The following is a 15,841-nucleotide window of genomic DNA, read 5'->3' on the forward strand; positions in this document are numbered from 1 at the left end:
TTATTAATTAAAAATACTCAATCAACTTACAAAGAATGCTTATTTAATTTACAATTTGAAACATTAATCCGTGAATGGTAATATGGTGGTAAGATTGGATTTTAGTAACTTTAACCTGATTTAAAAATTAACATGACTTGGAATAATTCAGATATAAAAAATTTATCCCTTTTGTTTGAAGGAAAATTGTATTTCAATGATTCTCCAACATCTAATTTGATAAAAAAAATCTACGCTACTGATGCCTCTGTTTACCAGGTGGAACCTAGTGCGGTAGCAATTCCAAAGTCAACAAAAGATATCAAACGCCTAATTCATTTTGCACACAAAATGAAAACAAGTCTTATTCCTAGAGGTGCAGGTACTTCCTTGGCAGGTCAAGTGGTTGGAAATGGTATAGTATTAGAATTATCAGCTGATTTATCAAAAATAATTTCCCTAAATAAAAAAGAAAAATCCATTTGGGTTGAACCTGGGATAATTAGAGATGATTTGAATAAACAAATCGCTCATGCTAATTTATTTTTTGGCCCTGAAACCTCTACATCTAATCGGGCATTATTAGGTGGAATGTTGGGGAATAATTCCTGTGGACTTCATTCAATTGTTTGGGGAAATGTTCGTGATCATTTACTAGAGACGAGAGCTTTTTTATCTGATGGAAGTGAAATTCATACGCATCCATTAACCAATGAAGAATTTTACAAAAAAACAGCTTTAAATAATCTGGAAGGCAAGATTTATAAAGAATTACATCGACTCTTAAATAATGATGAAATTCGTCAATTAATTAAACATAATTTCCCTAAAGCTAGCGTAAAACGCCGAAATACTGGTTATGCGCTGGATGCATTGATTGACATGCAACCTTTTAATCCGGAAGGAAAGCCATTTAATTTATCAGCTTTGTTAACTGGTTCCGAAGGTACATTAGCGATAGTCCATTCGATGAAATTAAATCTTATGGACTTGCCTGAAAAAGAGGTGGCATTAGTTTGTGTTCATTGCAATAGTTTAAATGAAGCTCTCTTGGTTAATTTATTGGCTTTGGAATGTCATCCAACAGCTTCCGAATTAGTGGATGATTTTATTTTGTCCTTTACAGAAGGACATCCTCAATTTAATGAAGATAGAAGCTTTATCGTTGGAAAACCAGCCGCTATCTTAATGGTCGAATTTAGAGCGGATGGTATTAAAGATTTATATCAAAAGTTGGAATTATTTGTCGATAAATTAAAAGCCAATCATTTTTCTTATGCGCATCCAACCTTATTTCAAGATGATATCAACAAAGGATGGAATATTCGAAAGGCAGGTTTGGGGTTAATCAGAAATTTAATTGGTAATGAACAAGCGGTTAATTTAATTGAAGATTGTGCCGTTGATCCTGCCGACTTACCCAATTATGTCGCAGAAATTGAAGAGTTATTAAATAAATATCAGGTCAAAGCAGCTTATTATGCACATGCAGGTGCAGGCGAATTACACATAGAACCATTTATTAATTTAAAATCGGAAGAAGGTGTTCGATTGTTTAGAACAATTTTAACAGAAACGGTTGAAATTTTAAAAAAATACAAAGGATCTTTGAGTGGAGAACATGGTGATGGAAGATTGAGAGGAGAATTTATTCCTATGATCATGGGAAAAGAATTGTATCAGATTTTCAAAGAGTTAAAGAATTTATTTGACCCACAACATATTTTCAATCCTGGAAAAATCGTTGATTCCCCACCAATGGATCAACAGTTCCGTCATGCCATTGGAATAAAAGAAACCTCGAAATCATCCTTGTTTTTCAATTATGGAGAAATAAAATCGCCACTTGCATTGGCAGAAAAATGTTCAGGATCTGGTGATTGCAAGAAAAGTCATTTAAGCGGAGGTACCATGTGCCCAAGTTACATGGCTAATTTAGAAGAAAAAGATAGTACTAGAGCCCGTGCGAATATAATTAGACAAGTACTTAGCCATGATGAATCAAATTATAGCCATCCGGAACTACAAGAAGTCCTTGATTTATGCCTTTCTTGTAAGGCCTGCCAAACAGAATGTCCATCTGGTGTAGATATAGCAAAAATAAAAGCTGAAACACTTCAACAAACCTATCTAAAATCTGGCATCCCCTTCAGAACTCGATTAGTCGGACAATTTCCTGATACGCAAAAATTAGCTAGTAAATTTGCGCCATTCTATAATTTCATCATATCTTTTCCATTAACCAGTTGGCCTATTAAATCCATACTTGGTTTTGCTTGGCAAAGAAGTTTACCAAGAGTTCATTTTACTAGTGTCGAAAATTGGTTTGATAAATATGTTAAAAAACATAATCAGGAAAATTTCACAAATGGTTTTGTTTATGTTTTTGTAGATGAATTTACCAATTACAATGATGTCGAAATTGGAAAAAAAACGATTCTTTTATTAAATGAATTAGGGTATGGAGTGAGAATACCTCGAGAAATTATTAGTGGAAGAAGTTATATCTCCAAAGGTATGTTAGCAGAGGCTAAAGAATTAGCTAATCAGAATATAAGTATTTTACAAGATATCATAAACCAAGAGACACCGCTCATTGGAATAGAGCCAAGTGCTCTATTAAGCTTTAGAGATGAAATACCAGTTTTGGTCGATGATGAATTAAAACCAGCAGCCTTAAAAATCAAACCCAATTGTTTGTTGTTGGATGAATTCCTTGCCAATGAAATAAAAGGCAAAAAAATAACTTCTGCTCAATTCACATCAATGGAAATGAAAATTCTTCTTCATGGTCATTGCCATCAAAAAGCAATTGCTGGATTAACATCCACCAGAATTGCCTTATCGTTACCAGAAAATTACCAGGTTGAATTAATGCCAACCGGATGTTGCGGCATGGCAGGATCATTCGGATACGAAAAGAATAAATTTGACATGTCGAATAAAATAGCCAATCTTGTCCTATTTCCTAAAATACTCGAGGCAAAAGGTACAAAAACCGTGGCGAGCAATGGTACTTCTTGCAGGCATCAAATTAAAGATGGAATTGAACACAATTCATATCATACAGCAGAAATCTTATATGATGCTTTACTAAACAAAAAATTCCAATCATGATTCAATTTAACGTATCCCTTTTTGTTGAAAAATCGATCGAAGAAAAAGCCATTGTTGCTTTGAAACAAATCATTTTGCCTACCTTGATTAAGCAGAATTTTATTGAAAATGTCTATTTATTTGAAATTGAATCGCACCAAGAACCGGATTCAAAAGGATTTAGCTTACAATTTTGGTTACCCAATTTTGATGAGGCTCAAAAAGTATATATTGAATCCATTATTTCAGAATTTTTCCTACAAGAATTTGCGAATCAATATGTCTATTTTCCCAGCCAATTAAAAAAAATCTAAATCCAATCAATGGGTTGTATTCCATTTTGGACTAAATATTGATTGGCCTTAATAAAATGATTGTGTCCAAACCATCCTCCTTTATTGGCAGAAAGTGGTGAAGGATGATGTGCTTCCAAAACCAAATGTTTGTTTCTATCGATTTGCTTTCCTAATTTTTGAGCAAAATTCCCCCAAAGCATAAAAACCAAATTTTCTTTTTCTGTATTTAATAAATGAATGATCTGCTCAGTTAAATTTTGCCAACCCAAATGACTGTGAGAACCTGCTTGATTTGCTCTGACTGTCAAAATAGCATTCAATAAGAAAACACCTTGTGAAGCCCAGGAACTTAAATTACCATTGAAATTTTGAAAAACATGATTATATTCTATCGCTAATTCTTTGTAAATATTTTTTAAAGAAGGCGGAATGGCGAGGTGGTTTGGAACAGAAAAACAAAGACCATGTGCTTGCCCTGCCCCATGGTATGGATCTTGTCCAATAATAATGACCTTTGTGTCGGCAAAAGATGTTAAATTAAAGGCATTGAAAACGAATTCCAAAGGTGGATAAACCGTTTCTTGTTTAAACTCTATATCAATTGAATTTTGAAGATTAATAAAATATTCCTTGGTAAACTGATTTTTCAATTCAAATTTCCAATCATTTAATAATAATTCAGGTAAATTTACACCCATATCAATTTATTTTTTAACATTTCAAAAATGCCTGAATCAATTTATAATGGATTTTTCGTGTCAGTTAAAACCACACAAATATTGGATTATGAAATTCAGCGCCCTTATCAATTCTATTTCTCTTACCAAATTACAATCAAAAATCTTAGTGAGCAACCTGCCCAGTTAATCAGTCGATTTTGGAAAATAGTTGATGGAGCAGGTAATACAGAAAATGTCAATGGATTGGGCGTTGTTGGCTTGCAACCTGTCATTGAACCTGGAATGTCATTCACCTACAGTTCGGGGTGTCCATTAATCAGTAATTTCGGTCAAATGAGTGGTCACTATAATTTTTTAAATTTAGATACTAAATCATCCTTCAAAGTGATCATCCCTCCTTTTGAATTAATTCCAACGTTTGCGCTTAACTGATGACACCTTTTTTCAAACGACTCAAGTTCAATTTGAAAGCACAAACCGCACATGGTTTGCATTCCCCCTTTGTCTTCAAACTTTATTCTGATGTATTAAATCCACATTTGTTGAATGGATTTGACTATCAAAAAATAATCATTGAGATAAGTGCTTATTATCATCTAGCTCCTTTCCATTTTTCGTCAACGAGCATTGATTACAAAAATCAATTAATTCTCTTAGACCAAAATGACCTTGAATTATTTTCATTGAAATTAACTGAAAATTGGAGTCAATTTTCAGGAAGTATTATTTTGATTTACCAACCACATCTAAAATCTGAAGCTAAGTGGGATAAATTGATTAATCATTCAAATATCAATTTCAGTATCGATATTTTTGATTTAGGAATTTTAACAATAGACAAAATAGCACCCAAACAGCATTTTTACTTAAAAAAATTAAGCTAAGATAGGTTTTATCAACTTGCCAGCTACATCTGTTAATCGGAAATTACGACCTTGAAATGGATAGGTTAATTTTTCATGATCTAATCCTAAAATATGCAGAATGGTAGCTTGTAAATCGTGAATATGGGCACGTCCTTCTACTCCTGAATAACCAATTTCATCCGTAGCGCCATAGGTAAATCCTTTCTTCACTCCTGCACCAGCCATCCAAATAGTAAACGCGTCTGGGTGGTGATCGCGACCCATGAAAGGAGCTGGTTTATTATCTCTATTTTCTTGCATGGGTGTCCGACCAAACTCTCCACTCCAAACCACCAATGTTTCCTCTAATAACCCTCTTTGTTTTAAATCAAATAACAAAGCACTCATACCTTGATCCGTTTGTTTGCATTTATCTCTCAAGCCAATTTCTAAAGCCTCCGAAGCATTTGAACCATGCGTATCCCAACCCCAATCATACAGCTGAATAAAACGAACCCCATTTTCCGCTAATTTTCTAGCCAATAAACAATTGTTCGCAAAAGAAGGCTGTCCAATGGTGGTGCCATATAAATTATGAATATATGCCGGTTCATCCGCAATATCCATCACTTCAGGGACTTCTGCCTGCATTCTAAATGCCATTTCATATTGAGAAATACGCGTTAAAATCTCAGGATCTTGATATTCTTCGTATTCTCGATGATTAATTTCATTGATTGCATCAATGGTATTTTTTCGGATGTCACGCGAAACATCTGTTGGATTTTCTACGAACAATACGGGTTCACCTGTCGATCGACAATGTACTCCTTGATAAATAGATGGTAAAAATCCACTCCCCCATATACTTTTCCCTGCTTCTGGATATTTATTACCGGAAGTCAGAACGATAAAACCGGGTAAATTAGCATTTTCAGAACCTAATCCATAAACAGCCCAAGAACCCATTCCTGGTCTTCCCAATCTCGCACTACCTGTTTGCATAAACAATTGTGCAGGTGCATGATTGAACTGGTCGGTGTACATGGCTTTTAAGAAACATACTTCATCCACAACCGTTTGAAAATGAGGTAAATAATCGGAAACCCAAGCTCCTGATTCACCGAACTGATTAAATTTCCCTTGAGGACCTAACATTTTAGGAACTCCACGAATAAAGGCAAACGTTTTTCCTTTTAATAATTCAGCCGGACAATCTTTTCCATGCCATTTAACCAATTCAGGTTTATAATCAAAAAGCTCTAATTGAGAAGGCGAACCTGCTTTATGAATATAAATAACGCGTTTTGCTTTAGGTAATATTTCAGAGATTTTTGTTAATACATCCTGATTGGAAGATTCAGCCGTATTTTCGCATGAACCCAACATGGAACCTAAAGCCATCATCCCCATACCTGTCGAACAAGTTCTAAGAAAATGACGCCTAGTTAAGTAATCCAATGCTCGTTTTTCTAATTCCTTTTCCATCCTTCTACAGTTTTGTCACAAATTCATCTAAATTCAACATCGCGCTGGCGACAATCTCTAAAGATTTTAAATCAGCTTCTTGCTTAAATTTGGGAATCTTTTTATAATGATCAAAGCCTGAATGATACAAACGCACCAAGGTAGTTAAATCTTTACTATCCATTGAATGCCAAAACATTTTTACATACAAGCTTTCAATTTTTTGTTCCAACGTTTTTTGAGTCATATTTCGCATTTGTCTTGCTAGTCGATTGGAAATCTCAACAAATACAGGATCATTCAATAAAACCAAGGCTTGCAAAGGAGTATTCGTTCTTATTCTTCTTACCATACAAACTTCTCTGCTGGGAGAATCAAAGGTAAATTGACTAGGATAAGGACCCGTTCTACGAGTAAAAATATAGATAGCTCGTCGATATTGTTGATCTGTCGAATCTTGTTTCCATTTTAGACTACTATTTACAGCCTGCCAAACACCTTCCGGTTGATACGGCATAATGGGTTTGCCATACATTTTTTTATTTAACATCCCGGCAATGGCCAAAGCTTGATCCCTTACCTGCTCTGCTGACAATCGAAATCTAGGTCCTCTGGCTAAAAATTTATTTTGAGGATCCATTTGAAGAAGTTTATTAGAAACTTTGGATGATTGTTGATAGGTCCCTGAACAGACAATTTCTTTGATCAACTCCTTAGGTTTCATATCATATTTAAACATAAATTGATATGCTAAGTAATTTAAAAGCTCTTGGTGAGAAGGTTTTGACCCTTGTGAACCGAAATCTTCCAAGGTTTCCACAATTCCCAAGCCAAAAATTTGTTCCCAAAATCGATTAGCTACGTTTCTAGCAAATAAAGGATTATTTGAATCGGTTATCCATTTGGCCAAACCTAAACGATTTTTCGGCCATTCATTTTTAAATTTATGCATAAAAGCAGGAACATCTGGATCCACTTCTTTACCTAACATTAGCCAATTTCCGCGAGTAAATACCTTCGTTTTTCGTTGATAATCCTTAGGCATTTCTAAATAAATGGGAAAATTATCGGTTTTAGTCATTAGCAAGTCCAAAAATTGTCCGTACGATTCCTTGCTAAGTGATAAGCTTGGCATAAATGCGAACCAAGAAATACGAAAAACATCTTCTGCTTGACCAGCTAAGCGCTGGTTAACAGCTTCCAAATAATAATCTTTTCTTCCATTTGATTTTGGCCATTTGATGGTCAAAAATCTGGACTTAGAACAAGTATCCAACTTGGTCTGAAAAATCAATTTTCCTTGGACAGATCCTTCTCTAATCCGAAGTATGCCACCTGGATTTTTAGAAGTATATTGAATTAACATTTGACTGACTGAGTCAGTCTTAATATTGGGAACACGACAGGTACCCATGTTACGTAAACCAATTTGAACACCCCCTAATAATGCCCCGTTAACAAAATTATCTGCATAATGCGCATGAAATCTAGGTTCTAAAAATTTAACAAATCGGTTTAAATAAAGCTTTTCCTTAGCAGGTATATGATCTATTTGATGTTGAAAATCCTTTAATTTAGTTTGATCTTCCGATTTAAATTGACGAATATTAGGAGCCTCATCTCCTGTATCTTCATCCCGTGTATTATTCAAAAAAGCCATGAATTTATAATACTCATCATGTCGAATAGGATCATAAGGATGACTATGACATTGAACACAAGAAAAGGATGTACCGTGAAAAGCATCCCAAGTTGTATTCACCCGATCAATGACGGCTGCAACCCTAAATTCTTCATCAACCGTTCCTGTTTCATCATTATTCATGGTATTTCGATGAAAACTGGTGGCTATGTAATCATCATCACTGGGGTTTTTCATCAAGTCCCCGGCCAACTGTTTTTGAATAAAATCTCTAAATGACAAATTTTGATTAAATGATTTGATCACCCAATCGCGGTATGGCCAAATGGTACGTCCATTATCTTTTTGGTATCCTCTACTATCCGAATACCTTGCTAAATCCAACCATACAGAAGCCCACTTTTCACCGAATGCGGGAGATAAAAGCAGTTGATCAACAAATTTTTCATACTCACTTTGGTTGGTCACTAAATCAAAATCTACCACCATTTGTTCTGTGGGAGGCAAACCAAGTAAATCCAAAGAAAGTCGACGTACCAAAAGGTGTTTATCTGCCATCGGACTAGGCGAAAGTCCCTCTTTCTTTAAATTTTCAACAATAAATTCATCAATATTATTTTTTACGGGGGAATCTTTCCAAAAGGCTATTCGATCCCATAAACTCTTAACGGAAGGTATATTAGGCTTGGTAACGGGCAAATAGGCCCAATGTGTTTCCCATTTTGCTCCTTCTTTTACCCATCGAGTTAAAATTTCAATTTCATCCTTAGACAAGGGTTCTTTATTCAACGGCATCCTTTCATCCATGTCTTTTGAGTGTAATCGACTGATAAACTCCGATTTTTCAGGATGAAATGGAATGATAGAAGGTTTTCCCGAAGCTGTAATTTGAAGAGATTCCTCTTGAAACAATAAACTAAATTTACCTTGTTTCTTTACACCTCCATGGCAAGAGATACAATGTTTATTGATAATTGGTTTAACATCGTTTGAATAACTTAAAGATTGCCCCTTATCCGATGAGGAAATAAAAATTCCCCCAATAACGGTGGGAATTAATACAACTATCAACCAATAAATATTTCCTTTACGCATCGAATATATAAACTATACCAAAAAGGAAAATTAACGAAAAAATTACTGAATAAGGCATAAAAAAAGCGACAATTTCTTGTCGCTCTAATTATTGCAAAGAATTTAGACAGGCTTGGCAATTTCTACCATAACTCGTTTTCCTTTAATTTGCGCTCCTGACATCTTTTCTAAGACAACATTCGCATATTCTTTAGGCACATCCACATAGGTATGTTTATTTTCAATTTGAATCTGGCCCAAAACGTTTCCTGGAATACCTGATTCGCCAGCAAAGGCGCCTACGATATTAGAAGGAGAAATTTTTTCGTTGAAACCAATGTTGACAAACATTCTAACCATGTTTTCATCCGAACGATATGGTTTTCCTTCACGGTCCATTCTTGGTCCACGTGGTCCTCTATCACGATCTCCTCCACGATCTCTGTCTCTTCCTCCGCGATCGCGATCTCCAAAACGGCCACCAGATGATTCTCTTTCAAAACGGCCACCGCCTCTTCTAGAGTTACGATCATCTCTTTCACCACGAAATCCTCCGCCTCTTTCTTCACGACCAAACTTTCTAGATTGACGTTCAAATTCTCCATCTAGGTTTTCATCAGCAAATTCATTCTTCTGAACACCCATATTCATTTTAACAAGGGCTGCAACAACATGTTCAGTTGAGTAACCTGCATGTTGCAACGACTGTAAAACATCATCAAACATCTCTAAATCACCTGCTTGAATGGCCGAAGAAACACGTTCGATAAACATGCCCTTTTTAACACCAACTACATCTGAAAAAGAAGGAATAACACCTTTGTCAATTTTAACTTTGGTATAATTCATAATCTCGCGCAAACGATTTCTTTCTGAACCAACCACCATGGTAAATGCTTTACCAAATTTACCTGCTCTACCAGTACGACCAATTCTGTGTACATAATATTCCTCATCTAATGGAATATCATAATTGATAACAGCATCTACATTATCCACATCCAAACCACGTGCTGCAACGTCTGTTGCAACGAGTATACTGACAGCACCCGATCTAAAACGATTCATTACTTGAGTTCTTTGAGTTTGTCTCAAATCACCATGCAAACCTTCTGCCGAATAACCACGCAATACTAATTCTTCTACAACTTCATCAACACGTTTTTTCTGATTACAGAAAATCAACATCAACTTAAGTCCGTAAAAATCAATTAAACGAGTAGTCACCTCCATTTTAGCACGTCCTTTCACATCGAAGTATAATTGTTCAATGTTAACATTGGTGATTTCATTTTTTACAACTTTCACCAATTTAGGATTTTGTAAAAAACGGGAAGTTAAAGCCATGATAGGCTTCGACATAGTAGCCGAAAACAAAACGGTTTGACGTTCATTGGGAAGTTCTTCCAAGATACTTTCGATATCTTCTCTGAAACCCATATCTAACATTTCATCAGCTTCATCAAGAACAACCATCGCCGCTTGATTTAACTTCAAGGCACGACGTTCAATTAAATCAATGACACGACCTGGAGTACCTACTACAATGTTGGCACCAGCTTTTAAGGATTTAATTTGACGCTCAATGGAATCACCACCGTAAACAGTGGTCACCCATACACCTTTAGTAAATTTTGATAGTTTTTTCATTTCTTCAGTTACCTGAAGTGCCAACTCTCTAGTTGGACATAAAATGATCGCTTGAACATATTTTTCGAAAGGAACAATGTGTTCGATCATTGGAATCCCAAACGCAGCAGTTTTACCTGTTCCTGTTTGAGCTTGACCGATAACATCACGGCCCTCTAATACGAATGGAATAGCTTCAGATTGAATGGGTGAAGCGAATTCAAAACCCATTTCTTTTACAGCTTCTTGTATCCCTTCCGACAATGGAAGAGAATCAAAGCGAATTTGTTGACTCATTTTTTTATTTTTAATTATGATGCCCGAACACATCCATAATTAACTCTTGCCGATAGCCCCCTATTAAATAAAGGAAAGGAATTTTTACAATATATGTAAAAAGAGTTGTGAGGATGTATTTGTACTTATTAACTACAAAGATACCCTATTAAAAAACATAAAACAAATTAATTGTATTATTTCAATAATCTCTACTTTTTAAACTCCAAAATAATTTGATCTTTTGAAGCTCTGGAATTATCATTTTCGACTCCTGATTTTCCCGTTTTCACTTCCAACCTTTTAGGTGATACACCTTCCCCTACTAAACGATTTTTCAGATAAAAACCTCTTTTTAATGCAGATTCAGCACCATTGTCGGAAAAAGTATAGATGATTAGATTAACCTTATTATAACGATTTAATCCTTCAGCAAGCCTTTTGAAAATATATTCATTTCTAGAAACAATTTGATCCGTATTATCATCAAAAGATATTTCAAAGCAGGGTAATTTAATACCTTCTAATTTCGTAGAATCAGATAAATAACTGTGAATATCTACTAAAGTTGAACTTGAAGGTATCTGAAACTCTTTGCCTTTAGGCCAAGTCAACGTGATAAGAGAATCCTTTTTTAGTTGAGTGGAATCCAAAACCGCTTTCGTCAAACTATCATTTAAACGATTCAAAGAATCAATCGGAATCACCTCGTCAATATCACTGTTTACAATTTCTACATCAGCATTTTTATTTACCATGAAATAAGTAAGACCAGATAAGACTAAAATACTAAGCACTGCAACAATTGCCCATTTGCTACGAACAAATATATTTTCTTTCTTTACGAGAGGTGTCAAAGGAAGATCATTATCTTCCGAAATACCCAATAGGGTTGATTCTTTATATATTTCCGATAGTAGTAGAATTTCAGAAATGGATTTCTGTACACGATGAGGAACTGTTGAATCAAAAAGATTATTTTTAAAATCACCAAAATACTCAACAAAAGATTTCCAATCATCCAATAATTCTGTACCATCAATTGTTAAAAATTGGCCATATAGAGCATAAACAACCGATAAACCCTTTAAAATGAGTGAACTTCTACAATGTAAATCATTGGACATCGCATTGGCTAAGGCACTTTTTTTATCGGGAATTAGAATTCCCATCAAAGATTCTCCGTAATTGCAGATTGATTCAGATGAAAATTTATTGCCTTGACTATGAATAAATAATTCCAAATCATTTTTAGGCAATGTGTTTTTAAGGATGTAATTCTGAAGGGCAGAATATCGAATTCGATTTCGAGATAATTTTAAAATACTAGCTAAGGCGATCGAATTCCAAATAGGATATAACTGACGAATCAAATCTTCCTCTTGCCCTAGTAAAGAACTCAAATTAGTTATTACAAGTGCTTTTTCCTCTTCTTTCAGTATATCAAAATTGTCGTTCATATTATCAAAATCAAATACAAAACTACTGCGATTAATACAATTATTCGCATGAATCACATCTTATTTTTTATTTTTCTCAAACTACAATCGTGGATTTTGTACATTTGCAAAATGAAAAAAGTATTATTTATAGATAGAGATGGTACGCTAATTATAGAACCCCTCATTGATCAGCAAGTTGACAGTTTGGAAAAATTGGAGTTCCTTCCAAATGTTATTTCCAATTTGAAAAAAATTCATCAAGAGACGAATTATGAATTGGTCATCGTAACCAATCAAGATGGTTTAGGAACCAGTTCTTTTCCTGAAGAAACATTTTGGCCAGCTCAACATAAAATGTTACAAATTTTAGCATCCGAAGGTATTTCTTTTTCAGACATTCATATTGATAAAAGTTTCCCAAGCGATAATTTACCAACTAGAAAGCCTGGAATTGGCATGTTAAGCAAGTATTTTTCCGATGAATACGATTTAACTAATTCCTTGGTCATTGGGGATCGTTTGACAGATATCGAATTGGCTAAGAATTTAGGAGCAAAAGCTATTTTCCTCAATGATATCCAAATTCCTTCAGATTTAAATGATTCCTTGGCACTGCAATGCGACAATTGGGATAGCATTTATACTTTTCTACGACTTCCCGAAAGAAAAGTCGTACATGAAAGAAACACCAATGAAACCAAAATTCATATTGAATTAAATTTGGATGGTAAAGGTTTGGCTAATAATCATACTGGAATTGCATTTTTTGATCATATGTTAGACCAAATAGCCAAACATGGAAACATGGATCTTGCCATTACAGTGGATGGAGACCTACATATAGATGAACATCATACTATTGAAGATACAGGTATAGCTCTTGGAGAAGCTTTTCTAACTGCCTTAGGCAATAAAAAAGGCATTCATAGATATGGCTTCTTATTACCGATGGATGATTGTTTGGCGCAAGTAGCCATCGATTTTTCTGGTAGAAACTGGTTAGTATGGGATGCCTCATTCAAAAGAGAAAAAATTGGAGAAATGCCAACCGAAATGTTTTCGCATTTTTTCAAATCATTCTCTGATACATCCAAATCCAATCTGAATATTAAGGCTGAAGGCGAAAATGAACACCATAAAATTGAGGCCATTTTTAAGGCGTTTGCAAAAGCAATCAGAATGGCCATTACCAGAGATCAAAAAAATTTAGATTCTTTACCTAGTACAAAAGGATTACTTTAATAAAATTACGTAATTTTGTCAAAATTAAAATTCAAATAAAATGGGATATTCAGGAGCAGCATTTTTTATTATTTTATTTGCCATTGCATTTGTGGTAGGTTCAAAACTTCAAAAAATTTACAAAGAGAGAGGGAAATAATTCCCTCTTTTTTTTTACAGCATTATTCCCTCATCGGTAAAACTGAAATAGTTATTAGCAGTGACTATCAAATGATCCAAAACTTGGATATCTAATAATTTACCTATCTCTATAATTTTATTCGTTAAAATTTTATCCGCTTGACTTGGTTGTATTTGACCCGAAGGATGATTGTGCGCTAGAATCAAAGATGATGAAATTTGTTCAATAGCTGATTTAAATAATAATTTTAAATCCACTGCAGTACCCGCCACGCCCCCTTTACTAAGACTTTCTAGTTTGATGATTTTTGCAGCTCGATTCATATGAATGATCCAAAACTCCTCATGATTTAAATCTCCTAAACGAGGCTGTAAAATACGAAATGCATCTTTTGAGCTTTTAATTGAATCAATTTCAACGCTCGTATCAAAATCAACCTTTCTCCTACCCAATTCCAAAGCAGCTACCAACAAAGAAGCCTTGGCTTTGCCTATTCCTTTGAATTTCATGAAGTCAAATTGATTGAAACGGGATAATTGATTAAGATTCCCGTCTATGGATGCTAACATTTCATTAGCCAATTCTATCGCCGATTTATTAGGGATGCCTGAACCAATCAAAATGGCTAATAATTCTTCAATGGCTAATGATTCTCGACCTTTCAAATGTAATCTTTCTCTAGGGCGATCTTCTACACGAATATTTGATATTTTTCTATTAGAGGTTTGGTAATTCATGAAATTTAATTTTCACAAACATAAACGATATCTAACAAAAAACCCCGTCATAAACGGGGTTTTATCAACTACTTTATAATCGTATTTTAAGCAGCAACCTTATTAACAAACTTTGCTAATTTTGATTTTTGATTGGCTGCTTTATTTTTATGAATGATATTCTTTTTTGCAAGCTTATCCAATGCAGATGAAACTTGTTTGAATAAATCTGACACTAAAGCCTTATCTGTACTTAATCTTAATTTCTTAATTAAGGTACGAGTAGATTTGTGTTGGTAACGATTACGCAAACGTTTTGTTTCATTTGCTCTAATACGTTTGATTGCTGATTTATGATTTGCCATTATGTTAAATAATTACTCTTTCTTTTAAATTGAAATGCAAAAATAACTAATATGATTAATATTAACAATACCTACCCAAAAAAAATAATGACAATATTGATAATTGTTACCTCATTTAATAATCCTGCAATTGGAAATAACTATCATCACAGACTTCATCCTTGGGGTTTTTATGCCCACAAAAAAATTAATTCATTAGCCATATTTACATTACCAAGTCCCATTAATCTATTTTTCCGAAGGCATATGCATGAGATAGAAGAGTTGGCTGTTCTACCTGACCAAAGAAGGTATATCATGGATGAGGAGGCAGCAAGACATTACATTGATCTTGATCATTACACGATAGCCAACATAAAAAATACGAATTGGGAAGAAATATCTGTAAAGCTTCCTATTGACTCCCTTCAAAAGCATGGAATAGTGGTTTGGCATATTCCTAAAGCTTATAAAAAATTGGTATTTGCCTTCATCAAAAAAGATACCCTATCGATCATAAAACTAGCTGCAGAATTAGGTCATTACGTAGCAGATGCGCATGTACCCTTACATACAACGTCCAATTATGATGGTCAAAAAACTGGACAAACCGGTCTACATGGTTTTTGGGAATCGAGAATTCCAGAAATATATAAAACCGAACTGGAGGATTGGATTGGACCAGCAGAATTCATACCCAATATTCAACACATAGTTTGGTCATGGGTACTGTCTAGCAACCAATATGTAGAACCTTTGCTACAAATTGAGAAAGAATTATCCGAGAAATTTAAACCAAAAGAAAAATACAGTTTCGAGCAAAAAGGAAATACAATTGTCAAAAACTACAGCATAAAATACGCCAAAGCCTATCATAATGCCTTAAATTTACAGGTTGAAAATAGATTCAGGCTATCCATTAAGCATATTGGTGATTTATGGTACAGTGCATGGTTAGAGGCGGGACAACCTACTTTGAAATAAAATTTGCA

13 protein-coding genes are annotated in these 15,841 nt (G+C 34.5%); 6 read left to right on the forward strand and 7 right to left on the reverse strand.

Going from position 1 to position 15,841, the window contains the following annotated elements; all coding sequences use genetic code 11:
• The first annotated feature begins 132 nt into the window (after nucleotides 1-132).
• A complete protein-coding gene (locus tag V7S76_RS08960) occupies nucleotides 133-3,096 on the forward strand; it encodes an FAD-binding and (Fe-S)-binding domain-containing protein (protein WP_459509752.1) in 2,964 nt (987 codons plus the stop codon).
• Entirely contained in the window at nucleotides 3,093-3,389 is a 297-nt protein-coding gene (locus tag V7S76_RS08965; RefSeq protein WP_459509753.1) for a DUF4286 family protein, read from the forward strand. Before V7S76_RS08960 ends, V7S76_RS08965 begins: the two co-directional genes overlap by 4 nt.
• Here V7S76_RS08965 and ung read toward each other — a convergent pair.
• Nucleotides 3,386-4,069: a uracil-DNA glycosylase gene (gene ung, locus V7S76_RS08970; protein ID WP_459509754.1), complete on the reverse strand. Its 684-nt coding sequence runs from the start codon at nucleotides 4,067-4,069 to the stop codon at nucleotides 3,386-3,388. The two genes, V7S76_RS08965 and ung, sit on opposite strands and share 4 nt — an antisense overlap.
• Nucleotides 4,070-4,096: 27 nt before the next feature.
• On the opposite strand from ung, the gene apaG reads away from it, so the two are divergent.
• Entirely contained in the window at nucleotides 4,097-4,483 is a 387-nt protein-coding gene (gene apaG / locus V7S76_RS08975; protein WP_459509756.1) for a Co2+/Mg2+ efflux protein ApaG, read from the forward strand.
• 32 nt (nucleotides 4,484-4,515) lie between these two features.
• Nucleotides 4,516-4,935: a hypothetical protein gene (locus V7S76_RS08980; RefSeq protein WP_459509757.1), complete on the forward strand. Its 420-nt coding sequence runs from the start codon at nucleotides 4,516-4,518 to the stop codon at nucleotides 4,933-4,935.
• Here the strand turns inward: V7S76_RS08980 and V7S76_RS08985 are convergent.
• The 4 genes from V7S76_RS08985 to V7S76_RS09000 all read right to left on the reverse strand — a co-directional run bounded on the left by V7S76_RS08985 (nucleotide 4,927) and on the right by V7S76_RS09000 (nucleotide 12,444).
• Nucleotides 4,927-6,384 carry a DUF1501 domain-containing protein gene (locus V7S76_RS08985; protein WP_459509758.1) on the reverse strand — a complete coding sequence of 486 codons (1,458 nt, stop codon included), beginning with the start codon at nucleotides 6,382-6,384 and terminating at the stop codon, nucleotides 4,927-4,929. The genes V7S76_RS08980 and V7S76_RS08985 overlap by 9 nt on opposite strands.
• A 4-nt stretch (nucleotides 6,385-6,388) precedes the next feature.
• Complete coding sequence (locus V7S76_RS08990) at nucleotides 6,389-9,100, reverse strand: PSD1 and planctomycete cytochrome C domain-containing protein (protein ID WP_459509759.1); 2,712 nt, start codon at nucleotides 9,098-9,100, stop codon at nucleotides 6,389-6,391.
• 102 nt (nucleotides 9,101-9,202) lie between these two features.
• Nucleotides 9,203-11,005, reverse strand: coding sequence for a DEAD/DEAH box helicase (locus V7S76_RS08995; protein ID WP_459509760.1), 1,803 nt, complete (start codon nucleotides 11,003-11,005; stop codon nucleotides 9,203-9,205).
• A 191-nt stretch (nucleotides 11,006-11,196) separates the two neighbouring features.
• Entirely contained in the window at nucleotides 11,197-12,444 is a 1,248-nt protein-coding gene (locus V7S76_RS09000; RefSeq protein WP_459509761.1) for a hypothetical protein, read from the reverse strand.
• A gap of 111 nt (nucleotides 12,445-12,555) precedes the next feature.
• Between V7S76_RS09000 and hisB the strand changes: the two genes are divergently transcribed.
• Nucleotides 12,556-13,668, forward strand: coding sequence for a bifunctional histidinol-phosphatase/imidazoleglycerol-phosphate dehydratase HisB (gene hisB / locus V7S76_RS09005; RefSeq protein ID WP_459509762.1), 1,113 nt, complete (start codon nucleotides 12,556-12,558; stop codon nucleotides 13,666-13,668).
• Nucleotides 13,669-13,821: 153 nt separating this feature from the next.
• On the opposite strand, the gene radC is transcribed toward hisB, so the two are convergent.
• Nucleotides 13,822-14,526 (reverse strand): RadC family protein, encoded by a 705-nt coding sequence (gene radC / locus V7S76_RS09010; protein ID WP_459509763.1) that lies wholly within the window; start codon nucleotides 14,524-14,526, stop codon nucleotides 13,822-13,824.
• A gap of 86 nt (nucleotides 14,527-14,612) precedes the next feature.
• A complete protein-coding gene (gene rpsT / locus V7S76_RS09015) occupies nucleotides 14,613-14,870 on the reverse strand; it encodes a 30S ribosomal protein S20 (protein ID WP_459509764.1) in 258 nt (85 codons plus the stop codon).
• An 87-nt stretch (nucleotides 14,871-14,957) separates the two neighbouring features.
• Here rpsT and V7S76_RS09020 point away from each other — a divergent pair, with 87 nt between their 5' ends.
• Nucleotides 14,958-15,833 carry a zinc dependent phospholipase C family protein gene (locus tag V7S76_RS09020; protein ID WP_459509765.1) on the forward strand — a complete coding sequence of 292 codons (876 nt, stop codon included), beginning with the start codon at nucleotides 14,958-14,960 and terminating at the stop codon, nucleotides 15,831-15,833.
• Nucleotides 15,834-15,841: the final 8 nt, after the last annotated feature.

The sequence above is a fragment of the Aquirufa sp. ROCK2-A2 genome, assembly GCF_054558485.1.